The sequence below is a fragment of the uncultured Tateyamaria sp. genome (genome assembly GCF_947488715.1).
GTDB lineage: Bacteria > Pseudomonadota > Alphaproteobacteria > Rhodobacterales > Rhodobacteraceae > Tateyamaria.
In genome coordinates this window covers 585,310-602,128 of sequence record NZ_CANLAG010000002.1, presented here as the reverse complement: position 1 = coordinate 602,128, position 16,819 = coordinate 585,310, and the positions used below count along the sequence as shown (strand labels likewise).

At 60.4% G+C, this 16,819-nt stretch carries 15 protein-coding genes; 6 read left to right on the top strand and 9 right to left on the bottom strand.

The features are described from left to right. Positions 1-12 precede the first annotated feature (12 nt). From Q0936_RS07240 to purC, 6 genes are all read right to left on the bottom strand, one after another. Positions 13-2,700 carry a ribonuclease E/G gene (locus Q0936_RS07240; protein WP_299294313.1) on the bottom strand — a complete coding sequence of 896 codons (2,688 nt, stop codon included), beginning with the start codon at positions 2,698-2,700 and terminating at the stop codon, positions 13-15. Between the two features lie 573 nt (positions 2,701-3,273). Further along, a complete protein-coding gene (locus Q0936_RS07235) occupies positions 3,274-4,608 on the bottom strand; it encodes a sigma-54 dependent transcriptional regulator (RefSeq protein WP_299294312.1) in 1,335 nt (444 codons plus the stop codon). Positions 4,609-4,614: 6 nt separating this feature from the next. After that, positions 4,615-6,420 carry an ATP-binding protein gene (locus Q0936_RS07230; RefSeq protein ID WP_299294310.1) on the bottom strand — a complete coding sequence of 602 codons (1,806 nt, stop codon included), beginning with the start codon at positions 6,418-6,420 and terminating at the stop codon, positions 4,615-4,617. A gap of 37 nt (positions 6,421-6,457) precedes the next feature. Next, positions 6,458-7,126: a phosphoribosylformylglycinamidine synthase subunit PurQ gene (gene purQ, locus Q0936_RS07225; RefSeq protein WP_299294308.1), complete on the bottom strand. Its 669-nt coding sequence runs from the start codon at positions 7,124-7,126 to the stop codon at positions 6,458-6,460. Then, complete coding sequence (gene purS, locus Q0936_RS07220; protein ID WP_299294306.1) at positions 7,123-7,353, bottom strand: phosphoribosylformylglycinamidine synthase subunit PurS; 231 nt, start codon at positions 7,351-7,353, stop codon at positions 7,123-7,125. Before purS ends, purQ begins: the two co-directional genes overlap by 4 nt. Before the next feature lie 15 nt (positions 7,354-7,368). Further along, positions 7,369-8,130, bottom strand: coding sequence for a phosphoribosylaminoimidazolesuccinocarboxamide synthase (purC, locus tag Q0936_RS07215; protein WP_299294304.1), 762 nt, complete (start codon positions 8,128-8,130; stop codon positions 7,369-7,371). Between the two features lie 145 nt (positions 8,131-8,275). On the opposite strand from purC, the gene Q0936_RS07210 reads away from it, so the two are divergent. The 3 genes from Q0936_RS07210 to bmt all read left to right on the top strand — a co-directional run bounded on the left by Q0936_RS07210 (position 8,276) and on the right by bmt (position 11,695). Then, on the top strand, positions 8,276-8,590 hold the full coding sequence (locus tag Q0936_RS07210) for a DUF1476 domain-containing protein (RefSeq protein WP_299294302.1): 315 nt from the start codon (positions 8,276-8,278) through the stop codon (positions 8,588-8,590). Between the two features lie 171 nt (positions 8,591-8,761). Then, entirely contained in the window at positions 8,762-10,642 is a 1,881-nt protein-coding gene (locus tag Q0936_RS07205; RefSeq protein ID WP_299298385.1) for a phosphatidylglycerol lysyltransferase domain-containing protein, read from the top strand. Between the two features lie 36 nt (positions 10,643-10,678). After that, entirely contained in the window at positions 10,679-11,695 is a 1,017-nt protein-coding gene (gene bmt, locus Q0936_RS07200) for a betaine--homocysteine S-methyltransferase (protein WP_299298381.1), read from the top strand. Here bmt and Q0936_RS07195 read toward each other — a convergent pair. Continuing rightward, positions 11,692-12,768, bottom strand: coding sequence for a PA0069 family radical SAM protein (locus tag Q0936_RS07195; RefSeq protein WP_299298378.1), 1,077 nt, complete (start codon positions 12,766-12,768; stop codon positions 11,692-11,694). The two genes, bmt and Q0936_RS07195, sit on opposite strands and share 4 nt — an antisense overlap. Positions 12,769-12,963: 195 nt before the next feature. Here Q0936_RS07195 and Q0936_RS07190 point away from each other — a divergent pair, with 195 nt between their 5' ends. Further along, positions 12,964-13,665 (top strand): B12-binding domain-containing protein, encoded by a 702-nt coding sequence (locus Q0936_RS07190; protein ID WP_299145577.1) that lies wholly within the window; start codon positions 12,964-12,966, stop codon positions 13,663-13,665. Between the two features lie 153 nt (positions 13,666-13,818). After that, on the top strand, positions 13,819-14,454 hold the full coding sequence (locus Q0936_RS07185; protein ID WP_299298377.1) for a DUF1638 domain-containing protein: 636 nt from the start codon (positions 13,819-13,821) through the stop codon (positions 14,452-14,454). 91 nt (positions 14,455-14,545) lie between these two features. On the opposite strand, the gene Q0936_RS07180 is transcribed toward Q0936_RS07185, so the two are convergent. Beyond that, positions 14,546-14,953, bottom strand: a complete 408-nt coding sequence (locus Q0936_RS07180; protein WP_299298374.1) for a SufE family protein — start codon at positions 14,951-14,953, stop codon at positions 14,546-14,548. A gap of 135 nt (positions 14,954-15,088) precedes the next feature. Here Q0936_RS07180 and Q0936_RS07175 point away from each other — a divergent pair, with 135 nt between their 5' ends. After that, complete coding sequence (locus tag Q0936_RS07175) at positions 15,089-15,622, top strand: hypothetical protein (protein ID WP_299145584.1); 534 nt, start codon at positions 15,089-15,091, stop codon at positions 15,620-15,622. Here Q0936_RS07175 and rnd read toward each other — a convergent pair. Next, complete coding sequence (gene rnd, locus Q0936_RS07170) at positions 15,619-16,788, bottom strand: ribonuclease D (RefSeq protein WP_299298371.1); 1,170 nt, start codon at positions 16,786-16,788, stop codon at positions 15,619-15,621. The two genes, Q0936_RS07175 and rnd, sit on opposite strands and share 4 nt — an antisense overlap. Positions 16,789-16,819: the final 31 nt, after the last annotated feature.

The following is a 16,819-nucleotide window of genomic DNA, read 5'->3' as shown; positions in this document are numbered from 1 at the left end:
GCCCCCTCTTCTTTACTTGCCCAGTGACCACCAGCCACGTTTCTTAGGCTTTGGCGGTTCGTCAGGTGCGGGTTCAGGTGCCACTTCGGCAACTTCTGGTGCAGCCTCGACCACCGGTTCTGCAACCACGGCAACGGGCGCCTCGGCCTCAACGGGGGCTGGTTCAGGGCTTGTGACCTCAGGCTCTGACGCCACCTCGGCCACGGGTGCAGGTTCAGCCGCGGCCGTTTTGGCCTTGGTGGAACGTGTGCGCGTGGTCTTCGGTTTTGGTGCAGGCTCTGCTTTGGCGTCCTCTGCCGGTGCTTCAGCCTCTTCCGCAGCCTTGGCGGCTTTGGCCTTGGTTGCGGCGCTGCTGCGTGTGGACGTCGAACGGCTGGTGCTGCGCGTGCGAGTCGGTGTCTTTTTCGCCACGGGCTCTGCCGCTTCGGCATCTTCAGATGCGGCTTCGACATGTGCCTCAGCCTCGGGCTTTTCCGCTTCAGGCTCAGGGCTTGCTGCGTCTTCTGCGACTGGCTCTGTGCCTGTGTCTTCGGCTTCGCCGCCCTCTTCGGACGCGTCCGTGGTTTCATCCGACGTGGTGGTCGACGACTTGCTGCGCGACCGGCGACGACGACGGCGGCGGCGTTTTGGTTTGGGTTCGCCGTCCTCTGTCACTGTGGTTTCGGCGGCCTCGACCTCTTCGATTTCGGCCTCGTCTTCGTCCACCTGATCCATGATGGACGTGTCCACCGAAACAACCGGGGCTGCTACGGCCTTGACCACACGTGTCGCGGTCTTGAACTTTTCGACTGTGAAATCAGGGCTGACCAGATGCGGGTCCCCTTCGATCCGGACCGAAAGGCCATAACGCGCTTCGATCTGGGCGATGTGTTCACGCTTTTGGTTCATGAGGAAGTTGGCGATGCCCACGGGGCATTTCACCAGCACTTCGCGCGAGCGGCGGCGCGTGCCTTCCTCTTCGATCTGGCGCAGAATGGACAAGGCCAGGTTGTCGTCCGACCGGATCAGGCCGGTGCCGTGACAAGCCGCGCAGGGCTGTGTCGTAGCCTCGATCATACCGGGGCGTAGACGTTGGCGCGACATCTCCATCAGGCCAAAGCCCGAGATGCGGCCCACCTGAATGCGGGCGCGGTCGGTCTTGAGCTTGTCCTTCATCCGCTTTTCGACGGCTGAGTTGTTCTTGCGCTCGTCCATGTCGATGAAGTCGATGACGATCAGGCCGGCAAGGTCACGCAGACGCAATTGGCGCGCCACCTCTTCGGCGGCCTCCAGGTTGGTCTTGAGAGCGGTTTCCTCGATCGACCCTTCCTTGGTCGCACGGCCCGAGTTCACGTCGATGGCGACCAGTGCCTCGGTCACGCCGATCACGATGTAGCCGCCGGATTTCAACTGAACCGTCGGGTTGAACATGCCACCCAGATAGGTTTCGACCTGATAGCGCGCGAAGAGCGGCAGGCTGTCCTGATACTGTTTCACGTTCTTGGCGTGGGACGGCATGATCATTTTCATGAAGTCCTTGGCGATGCGATATCCACGCTCGCCCTCGACAAAGACCTCGTCGATCTCGCGATTGTAGAGGTCGCGGATCGAGCGTTTGATCAGGTCGCCCTCTTCGTAGATCTTGGCCGGCGCGATGGATTTCAGCGTCAGCTCGCGGATCTGTTCCCACAGGCGTTGCAGGTATTCGTAATCGCGCTTGATCTCGGACTTGGTACGCTGTGCGCCCGCCGTCCGCACGATCAGGCCCGCGCCTTGTGGCACGTCGATCTCGTTCGCGATCTCTTTGAGTTTCTTGCGGTCAGCAGCGTTGGTGATCTTGCGGCTGATGCCGCCGCCACGGGCTGTGTTCGGCATCAGGACACAGTAGCGCCCGGCCAGCGACAGATATGTGGTCAGGGCCGCGCCCTTGTTGCCGCGCTCTTCCTTGACAACCTGCACCAGCAGGATCTGGCGAACCTTGATGACTTCCTGGATCTTGAAGCGGCGCGGGCGTGGTTTGCGCACGGGCCGGATGTCTTCGCTGTCGTCCTCGTCAGCGACGGATTCGATGCTGTCATCCTTGGATGTGGCGTCGGAGGCCTTGGCCTCTGCGGGCTCATCCTCGGCAGCATCGGTTTCCGCTGCAGCGTCTGTTGTGTCGGCCTCTTCGGCTGCGGGGGCTGCGTCTGTTTCGACCTCGTCTGCCGCAGGTGTTTCCACCGGTGTTTCAGCGACGGTTTCCATCGGCGACGCGGCCTCGTCCTCGGGCACATCTGCCTCGAGGTCGATGGTTTCCATTCCTTCGATCTCGGTCGAGATCTTGGGATCGTCATCCTTGGTCTTGGATGCCTTGGATCGCGACCGGCTGCGCGACGATTTGGATTTGGACCGAGATTTTTCCTCGGCTTCGTCCCGCGCCTTTTGCGCTTCGACGTAAGCCCGTTCTTCCTCCATCAGCGCCTCGCGGTCGGCGACGGGGATCTGGTAGTAATCCGGGTGGATTTCCGAGAACGCAAGGAAGCCGTGGCGGTTGCCACCGTAGTCGACAAACGCCGCCTGAAGCGACGGTTCGACCCGAGTTACCTTTGCGAGATAGATGTTGCCAGCAAGCTGGCGTTTGTTTTCGGATTCAAAGTCGAATTCCTCAACCTTGTTTCCGTCGACCACCACAACGCGGGTCTCTTCCGCGTGGGTGGCATCGATAAGCATCTTTTTTGCCATGAAAGTCCATTGCACGCACGTAATCGCCGCGCACCCGGGGGTGCCAGCGTGTTAGGTACATGTCTTGTCTGAGCGATATCTGACGCGCCGCAGGCCTGGCCCTGAGGGCCACCTGCCGGGATCGTTATTGTCCTCACGCGCGTCATCGCGGTTCTTCTCCGACACGCGCGACCCTTTGGGGCGGCGTATCCGTTCATAAGCTGCGCCAGACCTTGGCCTGCGTCAGCATCTCGTGGCCGTTTCCGGCCCAATCGGTCTGTGCAGCGCGGCGGGGACGTCCCCGGTGTATCACGGTGCAACAGCGAAACTCATCATCGGGCAGCCGCAGCGTGGCGGCACAGGGCCCTATCCCTTTAGATAAGTGGAACAGGGGGGGAATGACAATGGGCAATCGTGATGGCGCTGCAACCGCAGGTCGAATTGCCCGATGCTCTGCACCTGGGATCACCAGAATGCGCGGACGGTGGTCAGCGCCCCGTTACGGGATAGGCACAAAGCGCCAACAATTTCCTAATGATGGGGGAAGCGCGACACCGTCAGCCCGCTATGTACGGGCTCACGGTGTTGGTCGCGTCAAAGGTAGTCGGACCGCTGCAGGCCGTATTTGGCCATCTTTTCGTTCAATGTCCGGCGTGGCAGGCACAATTCGTCCATCACGGATGCAATCGAACCTTTGTGACGGCGCATCGTGTTGTCGATCAGCATGCGCTCGAACGCTTCGACATATTCCTTGAGCGGTTTGCCTTCGGTGGTCATCACGGGCTGCATCTCTTCGTGGTCGTTCATCAGCAATGATGCGATTGACCCTGTACCCCGCCGCGCCTGCAAAACGGCGCGTTCGGCGATGTTGATCAACTGGCGGACGTTGCCGGGCCACGGGGCCTGCAACAATTGTGCAGCCTCCTGAGCGGAAACCTTGGGCGCTTCGCAGCCATATTCGTCCGCAAACTGATCGCTGAGACGGGTGAAAAGGGTCAGAATGTCCTCGCCACGCTGGCGCAATGGCGGGACCGTGATTTTCAGGGCCGCCAACCGGTAGAACAGGTCAGGTCGCAGCGCGTCCTCGCAGGTGCGCCCGGCCTCTTGCATGTTGCAAATGCCCACAATGCGGGTTTCGGCGGGCGTGCCCTGTTCGTTGATCACTGACAAAAGCCGCGCTTGCAGGCTTTCGCTGAGCGCTTCGATATCCTCAAGAACCAGCGTGCCGCCGCGCGCCTCTTCGATGGCGGGCAGTGCAGTGTCTTCGGGCAGCATGGGGCCAAAGAGACGCTTGGCCAGCGCTTCCTCTTCCCAGGCAGAACAGCTGACGAGAACAAATTTCTTGCCCGCGCGGCTGCCAACAGCATGCAGCGCATGCGCCACCAGCGTTTTGCCTGTGCCGGTCTCTCCGTCGATCAGAACATGCCCATCGGCTTGACCCAGGTCGAGGATGTCCTCGCGCAAACGCTCCATCACCGGGCTTTGGCCGATCAGCTTTTTCATCAACTGGCCACCATCCGACAGCTCGCGGCGCAACGCCCGGTTGTCCATGGTGAGCCTACGCGCGCCTGTGGCCTTTTTGGCCAGCTCGGACATGCGATCCGGGTTGAATGGCTTTTCCAGGAAATCAAAGGCGCCGACGCGCATAGCCTCGACCGCCATAGGCACATCGCCGTGACCCGTGATCATGATCACCGGCAAGGCGCTGTCATTGCCCATCAGCTTTTTGAGGAACTGCATGCCGTCCATACCTGGCATCTTGATGTCGGAAATCACGATGCCGGGGTATTCCGGCCCCAACACTTTCAGCGCGTCCTCGGCGCTGGCGAATGTCTCGGTGTCATAGCCCGAAAGGGCGAGCCACTGGCTGATGGATTGCCGCATGTCCTGTTCGTCATCGACAATTGCGATTTTCATGGCTTGGGTCATCTGGGCTTACTCCGCCGCTGCGATATTCTTGTCTTTGTCCGCATCCTCATCGAGGATCGGCAACTGCATTTCAAACACGGCGCCGCCTGCCTGTCCGTTTCTCGCGGTCAGCCGTCCACCCAAATCGTTTACAATGCCAGACGAGATGGCAAGGCCCAGCCCAACACCGTCGCCGGGCTGTTTGGTGGTGTAGAACGGCTCGAACAGGCTATCGAGGTCCTCGATACCGGGGCCGTTGTCACGCACCGTCAGCGTCGCGGTTTCGCCCGCCGACAGCAGGATATCGACCTGTGGTTCACGTTCGGATTTGGTGGCGTCGATGGCATTGCGCAAGAGGTTCACCATCACCTGTTCGATCCGCATGCGGTCCCCCAGAACTTCGATCGGTTCGGGCGGCACAACGCGGTTGATTAACACCCGTCGCTGGCGCAACTGCGGCTCCATCATCGACAGGGACGATGCCAGCGCATCACCCATGTTTACTGGGCTGAACGCGTCCTGCCCCTTGCGCGCATAGGATTTGAGCTGGCGGGTGATGGCCCCCATCCGTTCAATCAGATCGTCGATGCGGCCAAAGCTGACCAGTGCCTCGTCTGGGCGGTTGCGCCGCAACAAAAGGCGCGCGCCAGCCAGATAGGTTTTCATCGCCGCGAGCGGTTGGTTGAGCTCGTGACTGACGGCGGCCGACATCTCGCCCAACGCGGCCAGTTTGGACGATTGTTCCAGGGTCTGTTCGGCCACGGCGAGGTCTTCTTGCACCCGTTTTCGTTCGGCGATTTCTCGCTGCAACTGCACGTTCAGATGGCGGAGCTCTGCCGACTCGCGGGCAAAAAGCGCCAGCCGCAGCGCCGATCTTCGGCTCAGCGCATAGAAGGCCAGCGCCAGCAGGATCGCGAATCCCATGATTTCAAGCGCCAACACCCCGTTCACACGTTCCCGCACGGAGGCGTAGGTGGTGAACGACGTCATGCGCCAGCCACGAAATGCAATCCGGCTCTCCAGCCGCATCACGCCCTCGCCCTGCAAGTAAGCGTCTGCAGGCAGCGCTGTCCAATCCGCAGTCGCACGGATGGCCCGTTCAATCGCGCTTTGCGGTGTTTGACGGGCCAGTGCGTCTTCTTCGGTGCGGCCACGCCAGCGTGGTTCGGTGGCAAGGATGATCTGACCGGCGCTGTCCGTGACCAGAACAGCGGCCGAGATACCAGCCCAGGCGCGTTCAAACTTTTGCAGGTCCACTTCAACCGCGATAACGCCCAAGACATCACCACCCGCCGTCACGCGCCGCGAATAGGTAAAGGCGAACCCACCCGCCTCGCGCCGTGCTACGGTGAAAATTGTATCCGTGGCGCGCAGTGCGTCGATGAAATACGGGTCCGTGCGGTGGTTTGAGCCGAGACGGTTCCGGTCCGTTGCGGCCACCGCCCGCCCATCCCGATCCAAGAGGATCAAGTTTGCCGCTCCAATTTCCTCGACAAAGGAAATCAGGCGTTGGGTGGACTGTTGATAATCTGCCGAATTCAGCGCCCCGATCAGCGTGGGATCGCGCGCCAAGAGCTGTGGCACAATCGCGTTCTGGCGAAGTTCACTCAGCAAGTTGCCGGAGTAGAGTGCCAGCCGCAGTTCGGCACGGTTGCGTGTGGTTTCGGTAAACCGGTCGGTCAGAAGGCGGTTGGTGAAATAGACCGTGGTCACCGCCACAATGGTCAATAGCCCAAGCGCAAGCCGCACGCGCCAGCTTGTCGTGGTTGCCCGTGGGCGCGGCGCAGCGGTTTGCCCCTTGCGAGCCTCGTTTGGTGTCGGTGTGGATGCCATCTGACCAAGTCTAGGGCGCTGATACGCCCCGCTCAAGTCACGCTGAGGTCAATTGCCCTGCCACTGCGCGAAAGAGCGCCTGTCCATCGGTGCCGCCATGGCCTGAATCCGCCGCCCGTTCGGGATGCGGCATCATACCAAGGACACGACGGTTGGAAGACAGTATGCCTGCGATGTCGCGCTGGGACCCGTTCGGGTTGTCAGTGTAAGAGAACGCGATGCGGTCCTCGTCGGTCAGCGCAGCGAGTGTCGCGTCGTCGGCAAAATAGTTGCCGTCGTGATGCGCAATCGGAATGTCGATCACATCACCCGCGTTGTACCCTTCGGTGTAGGCCGATTGAGAGGTCTCGATCTTGAGGCCCACCGTCTTGCAGATGTATTTCAGACCCGCATTCCGCAGCAACGCGCCGGGCAGGATGCCGGTTTCGGTCAACACCTGGAACCCATTGCAAATGCCCAGAACATAGCCGCCCTTGTCCGCGTGGTCCTTGACCGCCCGGCAGATCGGCGAGTTTGCGGCAATTGCACCGCAGCGCAGGTAGTCGCCAAAGGAAAACCCGCCGGGGACACCGACAATGTCCACTCCGGCCGGCAATGCCGTGTCCTTGTGCCAGACCATTTCGACATCTGCGCCCGCAGCGCGGAAGGCCACGGCGAGGTCCCGGTCACAGTTGGAGCCGGGAAAGACAACGACCGCCGCCTTCATGGCATTTCCACCCGGTAGCTTTCGATGACCGTATTCGCGAGCAGCTTTTCGCACATCGCGGTCACGTCAGCTTCGGTTGTACCGTCGGCCAGATCCAACTCGATCACCTTGCCCTGACGCACACTATTGACGCCGTCAAACCCCAGCGCACCAAGCGCGTGCCGCACAGCCTCGCCTTGCGGGTCCAGAACTCCGGTCTTCAGCATCACATGCACTGTGGCTTTCATGGTGTGTCTCGTCTCTTAGTTAATCAGCGTTGGTTTGGTGATCGGGCTCGACGTTTTGGGCAGAACGCCCAGACGGCGCGCCACCTCTGTGTAGGCGTCGGCCAAGTTGCCGAGGTCGCGGCGGAACACATCCTTGTCCAGCTTTTCGCCGGTTTCGATGTCCCAAAGGCGGCAGCTGTCCGGGCTGATCTCATCGGCGATGATCAGGCGCATGAAATCGCCGTCATAAACGCGGCCGATCTCGATTTTGAAATCGACCAATCGAATGCCCACGGCCAGCATCACACCGGACAGGAAATCATTGACGCGCAGCGCAAGGCTGAGGATGTCGTCCATGTCCTGCTGGCTGGCCCAGCCAAAGGCGGCAATATGCTCTTCGGTCACCAGCGGATCTCCGAGCGAGTCGTCCTTGTAGCAATATTCGACAATCGGGCGCGGCAGTTGCGTGCCCTCGTCAATGCCGAGGCGCTGGCTCATGGTCCCGGCGGCAAAGTTGCGCACGATCACTTCGAGCGGCACGATCTCGCACGAACGCACGAGCTGTTCGCGCATGTTCAGGCGTTTCAAGAAGTGCGTCGGCACGCCGATCTGGCCCAAGCCCGTCATGAAAAACTCGCTCAGGCGGTTGTTCAGAACACCCTTGCCTTCAATCACGTCTTTCTTCTGCGCATTAAAGGCGGTGGCGTCATCCTTGAAGTACTGCACAATCGTGCCGGGTTCCGGGCCTTCGTACAGGATTTTGGCTTTGCCTTCGTAAATCTTCTTGCGTCGCGCCATGGGCGTCCTTTCGCGTTTGGCGCCTACTGAGTCTTGGGCACCTTGCGGCCCTCATAAGCAATCGGGTGAAATGCCGCAAGCAAAGGGGTTGCGCAGGGGCGTCACGGCCAGCATATCTGTATCAAAACACCCTCAGGAGTAAGCCATGAGCACATTTGACGACCGCGAGAATGCATTTGAATCCAAATTCGCCCACGACGCCGAAATGCAATTCAAGGCCGACGCGCGCCGCAACAAGCTGCTGGGCCTTTGGGCGGCTGAGCTGATGGGCAAAACCGGCGATGCGGCGGCTGACTATGCGCGTGAGGTCGTGAAATCGGATTTCGAAGAGGCGGGCGACGAAGACGTCTATCGCAAGGTGTCAGGCGACTTGGGTGCCCTCGCAGACGAGGCGACGATCCGTTCCAAAATGGTGGCTCTGATGGCGGAGGCCAAGGCGCAGCTAATGGACGAAGTTTAGGGTTGCCAGAACCTTAGGCATACACCTGAAAGTAAGATCGAGGCGCGCACCCTAGCCGGGGTTGCGCGCTTTTTTAGTGGTTTTGTCGACATCCAGATGCCAGGGGTTAACAGCTTGCTCACCTCACCGCCGTACCCATGACCTCGGGTTTGATGGTGAGGAGTTTGGGCAATGCGATCCCTGTTTGTTTCAGCGAAGGCGCGTGTGGCGCTACGGGCTTTGGTGCCTGCGGCGGTTATCACGATATGCGCTTTTGTGGTCACCGATCACGTCACAGCCGACGTTCTTGCGGCACTGCCCGACCAGTTGCGCGGCATAGAGGCCTGGCAATGGGTGGCCGCGGCCGTGCTCACCATCGCCAGTTTTCTTTCCGTCGCGCAGTACGATTTTCTCGCACACCGCGCCATAGGCACTGAAACCACGGCACGCCGTGCGCGGATCTCTGGTGCGGCCAGTATCGCCTTGGGGCAGACGCTTGGGCTTGGTGTGATCACTGGGGCAATCGCGCGCTGGCGTTTGCTGCCGGAACTGTCGGTGACGCGCGCTGGCCACCTGTCGGCCTTTGTTTCACTGACATTTGTGGTGTCTTGGGGGGCAGTCACCGCGGTTGCCTGCCTGGTGTTGCCTGCGCCGCTATGGACGTTCTGGCCCTCGGTCGCCGCTGTACTGGCCCTTCCAGTTCTGGGGATGGCGTTGTTTTGGTGGCCGACTTTGAGGCTTCGCGGTCGCTCTATCGCCCTGCCCAGCCTACCCTTGGCGGGCGCATTTCTGTTCTATGCTTGCCTGGATCTGGTGCTGGCTGCGGGTGCGCTCTTTGTCCTTCTGCCGCCTGAAGCCATTGGCATTGTGCAGTTCCTGCCGCTGTTTTTCATCGCACTTGGCTGTGGGTTGATGTCGAACACGCCCGGCGGTGTCGGGCCATTCGAGTTGGTCTTGCTGACCGCGCTGCCCTTGACCGACCCTGCCCCACTCTTGGCGGCTATTCTGGCCTACCGCATTGTCTACTATGCTGTGCCTGCCACTCTGGCTGCTGCAGTCCTGTTACGCCCGCTGGCAGAGCACGTACAACCGAGCGCGGACATTCCAGCACCCCGACGTATCGCGCCACGCAGTGAAATCGGCGCGGTTCTGCAAAACGGCGGTTCCCTCGCAAGGTCTGGTGCCAGCACATTGGCGTTTTGGCCCACCGGGCAAACTATGACTGCCTTTGCTGACCCTGTGACCGGCACGCCGACCGAAGCGTTGACCCATTTGCAAATGGCGGCGCGCGCTGCCGGGACCGTACCATTCATCTACAAATGCGGTCCGCGCGTCGCACATGCGGCGCGCAACGCGGGCTGGTCCCTGTTGCATATTGCTGACGAGGCCGTCATCGACACTGCGACATACACGCCGGACATTCCAAGCCGCAGAACCCTCAGACGAAAACTGCGATCAGCGGCCAAAGCCGGTTTGCACCTGCGGTTTGGTCAACCGCTTCCACTGGCTGCCATGGCGCGCGTGGATGCGGAATGGCAATCACGCAAGAACGGTGCGCGCGGTGGCAGCATGGGACGGTTTTGCGAGAATTACATTCGTCACCAATGGGTTGTGTGTGCCTATATCAATGGTACTTTGGTCGCTTTCGCAACGGCACACTGCGCCAATGACGAATGGTGCCTGGACATCATGCGCCAATCAGATGCCGCGCCGGACGGCACAATGCACGCGCTGGTCGATGCGATGATCCGCGCGGCACGGCGCGTTGGTGCGGGCAAGGTGAGCCTCGCTGCGACACCAGCCTGCCCCGACCCTTCCAATGGGCTGTGGCGTTGGATCGCTCGTCAGGTCTCCGCACGCAGCGGCGGACCCGGTTTGCGCCAATTCAAGTCATCTTTTGCGCCGAGATGGGTGCCTCGATACGCAGCCGCACGGCATCCGGGCGCTTTGGCCCTTGCTCTGTGCGATGTGGCCCGCGCCATTCTGTCGCCAGCGCCACCCACACCGCACAATACAAATAGCGCTCATGATTTAGATGAGAATTATGAAGTGGCTTCATCTCGCGCAGCGTGACATCACGGGCATCTCCCCCTGCGCGAGGTCTGTTTGATGTTCAATGCCCTGACTGAACTCCTGTCCCGAAACGGAACGCTTTTGGCTGACGGCGCCACAGGTACAAACCTGTTCGCCGCGGGCTTGATGTCCGGCGATGCGCCAGAGTTGTGGAATGAACAGGAACCGGCAAAGATCACCGCCCTTTACAAGGGTGCCGTCGATGCGGGAAGCGATGTGTTCCTAACCAACTCGTTTGGGGCAAACGCGTCCCGGCTCAAGCTGCACGATGCAGGGCATCGGGCATTCGAGTTGTCCCGCATTGCAGCGGAACTGGCACGCAACGTTGCGGACCGTGCGGGTCGCACAGTGATCGTCGCGGGATCGGTTGGCCCAACGGGTGAGATCATGGAACCCGTCGGCAGCCTGACCCACAGCGACGCAGTGGAAATGTTTCATGAAACCGCCGCGGGCCTCAAGGCAGGTGGCGCGGACATAGGTTGGCTCGAGACGATCTCTGCCCCAGAAGAGTACGCCGCCGCAGCCGAAGGGTTTGCGCGCGCCGAACTGCCCTGGGTTGGAACGATGAGTTTTGATACGGCAGGACGCACAATGATGGGCGTCACCAGCACGGATATGGTCGACATGGTAAATGCCTTGCCAAACCGCCCCACTGCATTTGGTGCCAATTGCGGCACAGGGGCATCCGATCTGCTGCGCACTGTTTTGGGTTTCGCATCAACAGGAACAGAAATCCCCCTGATTGCAAAGGGAAACGCAGGCATTCCAAAGTACCACGACGGCCACATCCACTACGATGGGACGCCCGCGTTGATGGCCGACTATGCCGTTCTGGCGCGCGACTGTGGTGCGTCGATCATTGGCGGGTGTTGCGGCACAACGCCTGAACATCTCGTTGCGATGCGCGCCGCGCTGGACACACGTCCAAGGAAAGCCGCGCCAAAGCTGGAAGACATCGTTGCTGCCTTGGGCGCATTTTCGTCACCCAGCGACGGCACAGGCGGCAGCACACCGCTCCCTCGCAAGCGTCGAGGCCGCCGCGCCGCCGCTTAAAACAGGCTCAACTGATTGCTGGGTTTGCGGGGCGGCTGAAACAGGTCGCACCGCATCGCTGGTGCGGTTTCTTTCAACCCCAATTTCTTGATGGCCACACTGAACCGATGTGCGACAATTTCGGCATAAGGCCCCTCGCCCCGCATCCGGTGCCCCCAACGGGCATCATAGTCCTGACCGCCGTGCATCTCGCGCAAACGCGCCATCACACGGCCAGCACGGTCAGGGTAATGGACGCCCAGCCACTCTTGCCACAGCGGCGACACCTCGCGCGGCATCCGCAGCATGATCCAACTGGCAGTCCGTGCTCCCGCTTCCTTGCCCGCGGCGAGAATAGCCTCAAGCTCCGGATCGGTCAGCGCTGGCACCATCGGCGACGCCATCACGCGCACTGGAATGCCTGCCGCGCTCAGCCGGCGCATCATGGCCAGACGCCGGTGCGGCGCGGGCGCACGCGGCTCCATCTTGCGGGACAGGGTTGGGTCGAGGGTCGTCAAGGACACGCCCACACGCACCAGTCCACGGCGCGCCATACGGCGCAGGATGTCGATGTCGCGCTCTATCAAGGAGCCTTTGGTGACGATGGCCACGGGATGGTCGCAAGCCTCCAGCACCTCAAGGCATCGGCGCATGATTTCATGATCGCGCTCGATCGGTTGGTATGGATCCGTATTTGTCCCGATGGCGATCGGCGCCACCTTGTAAGACCGACGCGCCAATTCCGCCTCAAGGATGCGCGGCGCATCCGGCCGGGCGATCAACCGTGTCTCGAAATCGAGTCCAGGCGACAGACCCAGATACGCATGGCTGGGCCGCGCGAAGCAGTAGACACAGCCGTGTTCGCATCCGCGATACGGATTGATGGACCTGTCAAACGGCAAGTCAGGCGAAGTGTTGTACGTGATGAGGCTGCGCGGCCGCTCAATACTGACTTCGGTGCGCAATGGCGGCATGTCACAGTCATCGGGCCAGCCATCATCGACACCGTGGCGCGTGACACGGTCAAAGCGGCTGACTTCGTTGCTGAGGGCGCCACGACCAATTGCGCGCGTATTTTGCAAATCGCGATCCATCACATAAATTTAGAACACACCATGAACAAATGCCAGAAAAGAGTTCTAAAACAGGCGATCCGCCCCCTTCAAATCAAACCGCAGCGTCGCGCACGGTGCGGACCATGTCGTAATTCGGACAGTCCGGGTGCGACATATTGGACGATAAGCGAAATATAGGCACGCGGCGCAAGCGCCCGATTGACGAGGAATGCCATGTCAGAAGAAGACGATATCATCCTGTCCGAGCTCGACGATGAAGAGCTGGTGCAACAGATGTTTGACGACCTCTACGACGGTCTCAAGGAGGAGATCGAAGAGGGCGTAAACATCCTGCTGGAACGCGATTGGCAACCCTATGACGTGCTGACCAAGGCACTCGTCGGCGGGATGACAATTGTGGGCGCTGACTTCCGCGACGGCATTTTGTTTGTGCCAGAGGTGCTTTTGGCCGCCAATGCGATGAAGGGTGGCATGGCCATTCTCAAGCCGCTTCTGGCCGAAACCGGCGCCCCACGCGTGGGCAAAATGGTGATCGGCACAGTCAAAGGCGACATCCACGACATCGGCAAGAACCTCGTCGGCATGATGATGGAAGGCGCGGGCTTCGAAGTGGTTGATCTGGGCATCAACAACCCGGTAGAGAACTACCTTGGCGCCATCGAAAGCGAAGGCCCCGACATCCTCGGCATGAGCGCCCTGCTCACCACAACCATGCCCTATATGAAGGTTGTGATCGACACGATGGTCGAACAGGGCATCCGCGATGACTACATCGTGCTTGTCGGCGGCGCTCCGTTGAACGAAGAGTTCGGCAAAGCCATCGGCGCGGATGCTTACTGCCGCGACGCGGCCGTTGCCGTCGAAACCGCCAAAGAATTCATGGCACGCAAACACAACCAAATGGCGGCGGGCTGACCAATCAAAGCCGTCGCACAGGCGTAAAGGGCACGTTCCGGTGCAACTGGAAGCTCACACGACACATAACGAAAGGCAGGCATGTTTTGCCTGCCTCAAGCGCGCCGCTGTCACGCGGCATAGGCCACCATTGCAGACCGGCCAGACAACGCAATGTCTCTGACCGACACCGCCCTGACCGAGGATGGCTTGGCCCCTACAGGGTCACGCGGCCGGATACTTCTCATCGCCTGCGGCGCACTTGCCCGTGAGATTTTGGACCTACGGGCCGCCAATGGCTGGACCCACCTTGATCTGACATGCCTGCCCGCCAAACTACACCTCTATCCTGAGAAAATAACCCAAGCGGTTCGGGACGCCGTCTCCAAACATGCCGACGCCTATGACGACATCTTTGTCGTATACGCCGATTGCGGCACAGGAGGGCTATTAGAGGCTGCGTGCAAGGAGATGGGCGTGCATATGGTATCAGGCCCGCACTGCTACAGCTTTTTCGAGGGAAATGAGAGGTTTGCACGTCAAGGCGAAAGTGAAATCACAACCTTCTATCTCACTGATTTCCTAGTCCGCCAATTCGAAGCCTTTATCATCAAACCCATGGGGCTCGACCGTCATCCCGAACTCCGTGACATGTATTTCGGAAACTACGAAAAGCTCGTCTATCAAGCCCAAACGGATGATCCCGCGCTGACCCAAAAGGCCCGCGACGCCGCCAAAACGCTTGGCCTGCACTTCGAGCGCCGCTTTACCGGCTACGGAGACCTTGAGACGACCCTCTCAAACCTCTGACTTTCCTTTCGCACAAAATACCTCGGGGGCGTCCGTCAGGACGGGGGCAGCGCCCCCTGAACATCGTGTCGCCTGAAAGGCGTCCGCAGGATCATCCAGCCGCCGCAACCGCTTGAACACGCTCAATCATTGCACGCAACCCGTTGGATCTTTGCGCCGACAAATGGTCATTTAACCCGAGCCTTGTCATTTCCGCACGCGCGTCGACCGCCAAAACCGCATCCAGGGTCAGACCATTGTATAGCCGACGCAACACCGCAATCAGACCTTTGACAATCATCGCGTCGCTGTCGCCGTCAAAGCGGAAAATACCGTCTTCAACGATTGGGTGCAGCCAAACCTGGCTGGCGCAGCCATCAACTTTCGTCGCTGGCACCTTGAGAGCATCCGGCAAAGGCTCCATCGCCTTGCCCTGATCGATCACATAACGGTAGCGATCTTCCCAATCGTCGAGAAATTCGAAGTCCTCAACAATTTCTTCAAACGCCTCGGTTGCCATCGTCTCGCCCTCACCTCTGTACCAAGCGTCCAACTAGGCCCAAGCCCGCCAAAGGTCCAGTGCGGCAATGGGCGCTTTTCAAGATCACGTGCATCCGTTACCACAGTCATCGCAAGACACCTGAGTGAGCGAACCATGCGCCTTCTGACCACATCTCTTCTCGTTGCGACCATGACCGTCACCGCATGTGGCGCGGTGCGCGACAGTCGGATCAACCCGTTCAACTGGTTTGGCAGCAGCCGGTCTGAACCCATCGAACGCGCCCCGGTCAAAGAAGACAACCCGCTGATCCCCGAAGAACGCCGTGGTTTATTCACCAGCGTGCGCCGCGAAACCGAAGTGTACCTCGGCACGCCGCTTGATCAGGTCAGTGGTCTCGTCATTGAACGTGTGCCCGGCGGTGCCATCGTGCGCGCCACAGCCATCGCATCGGTTGACGGCGTGTATAACGTCCAACTCACGCCCGCTGATGACGACGGTGAACCTGATGAAAACGGCACACTGACGTACCGGTTCGAAGGGGTGAAACCAGCGAATGCTGGACGGCGCAATTCCCAGACCCAGCGTACCTACAACGCCGCGGTGCGCCTGACCGATCAGGAATTGTCACGCGTTCGCAGCATCCGTGTCGAAGGCGTCCGCAATGCACAAACCGTGGCGCGTCGCTAAGGCAAATCGTCCAGCGGAATAATCCGCACGTCCGATCCTTTGGCGGTCAACGCCACGCGCCCTTCACACAGACGCAGCGCATCAGCGCCAAACACCTCGGCACGCCACCCACTGAGCGCAGGCACGTCACGCATGCCAGCAGCCATCGCGTCCAGATCAGACGCTGTCGCGAGCAGTTTGGCCGCAACGCCCGCACTCTCGGACTTGGCTTTGAGTAGCACGCGCAGCAGATCGGCAATGGCCGGATTGACTTGTAGCTTTTCGCGGCTGCGGTCCGCTTTAGGCATCTCGTCGGGGTCCATGGATACCCCGCGCTCCACTGCGGCCAGGATACCGTCCGCGATATCGCCCTTGCGTGCCTCGCGCAGCAACAGCCGCGACCGTCCGAGGTCTTCGAGTGTTTTGGGTTTGTTGCTGGCCAACTCGACAAGCGCGTCGTCCTTGAACACCCGGTTGCGTGGGATATTCCGGCTCTGGGCATGGGCCTCGCGAAAGGCGGCCAGTTCCTTGACGATGGCAAGGAACCGCGACGACGTGGTGCGCGTCTTGACCCGTTTCCACGCATTTTCAGGCGCGATGATGTAGGTGCTTGGGCTCAACAGGGTCTGCAGTTCCTCTGCGACCCAACGCGCCCGCCCGCTTTCGTCCAGCTTGGCCTTCAGAAACTCATAGATCTGGCGCAGATGCGTGACGTCCGCGATGGCATAGGTCTTTTGTGCATCCGTCAGCGGCCTGCGCGACCAGTCGGTGAACCGCGATGTCTTGTCGAGCGGTTGCCGGGCGATCTTGCGCACCAGCGTCTCATACCCCGCCTGTTCCCCAAAGCCGCACACCATTGCCGCGACCTGCGTGTCAAACAACGGTTCGGGAAACACCTCGGCGTCCACAAAGAAGATTTCGAGATCCTGCCGCGCGGCATGAAACACTTTGACCACCGATGTGTCCCGGAACAGCGCATAGAGCGGCTCCAGCGACAACCCCTTGGCGAGGGGATCAACAAGCACTGCGTTGCTGTCATCGGTGCCGGGCATGGCAAGCTGAATCAGGCAGAGCTTGGAGTAATAGGTACGTTCGCGCAGGAACTCGGTGTCGACCGTCACATAGTCATGCGTCGCGGCCTCCTGACAGTAGGCGGCCAGGTCGTCGGTCGTCGTAATGGTTTTCATCAGCGGCTTCTTGTTGAGTGGTGTCACCGTC

What these genes read in the sequence shown, in the direction of transcription:
- Q0936_RS07230 (WP_299294310.1), bottom strand. Translation starts at nt 6,420, where the DNA reads ATGGCATCCACACCGACACCAAACGAGGCTCGCAAGGGGCAAACCGCT.
- rnd (WP_299298371.1), bottom strand. Translation starts at nt 16,788, where the DNA reads ATGAAAACCATTACGACGACCGACGACCTGGCCGCCTACTGTCAGGAG.
- Q0936_RS07190 (WP_299145577.1), top strand. Translation starts at nt 12,964, where the DNA reads ATGTCAGAAGAAGACGATATCATCCTGTCCGAGCTCGACGATGAAGAG.
- purQ (WP_299294308.1), bottom strand. Translation starts at nt 7,126, where the DNA reads ATGAAGGCGGCGGTCGTTGTCTTTCCCGGCTCCAACTGTGACCGGGAC.
- Q0936_RS07240 (WP_299294313.1), bottom strand. Translation starts at nt 2,700, where the DNA reads ATGGCAAAAAAGATGCTTATCGATGCCACCCACGCGGAAGAGACCCGC.
- Q0936_RS07235 (WP_299294312.1), bottom strand. Translation starts at nt 4,608, where the DNA reads ATGACCCAAGCCATGAAAATCGCAATTGTCGATGACGAACAGGACATG.
- Q0936_RS07180 (WP_299298374.1), bottom strand. Translation starts at nt 14,953, where the DNA reads ATGGCAACCGAGGCGTTTGAAGAAATTGTTGAGGACTTCGAATTTCTC.
- Q0936_RS07205 (WP_299298385.1), top strand. Translation starts at nt 8,762, where the DNA reads ATGCGATCCCTGTTTGTTTCAGCGAAGGCGCGTGTGGCGCTACGGGCT.
- Q0936_RS07175 (WP_299145584.1), top strand. Translation starts at nt 15,089, where the DNA reads ATGCGCCTTCTGACCACATCTCTTCTCGTTGCGACCATGACCGTCACC.
- Q0936_RS07210 (WP_299294302.1), top strand. Translation starts at nt 8,276, where the DNA reads ATGAGCACATTTGACGACCGCGAGAATGCATTTGAATCCAAATTCGCC.
- Q0936_RS07185 (WP_299298377.1), top strand. Translation starts at nt 13,819, where the DNA reads ATGTCTCTGACCGACACCGCCCTGACCGAGGATGGCTTGGCCCCTACA.
- bmt (WP_299298381.1), top strand. Translation starts at nt 10,679, where the DNA reads ATGTTCAATGCCCTGACTGAACTCCTGTCCCGAAACGGAACGCTTTTG.
- purC (WP_299294304.1), bottom strand. Translation starts at nt 8,130, where the DNA reads ATGGCGCGACGCAAGAAGATTTACGAAGGCAAAGCCAAAATCCTGTAC.
- purS (WP_299294306.1), bottom strand. Translation starts at nt 7,353, where the DNA reads ATGAAAGCCACAGTGCATGTGATGCTGAAGACCGGAGTTCTGGACCCG.
- Q0936_RS07195 (WP_299298378.1), bottom strand. Translation starts at nt 12,768, where the DNA reads ATGGATCGCGATTTGCAAAATACGCGCGCAATTGGTCGTGGCGCCCTC.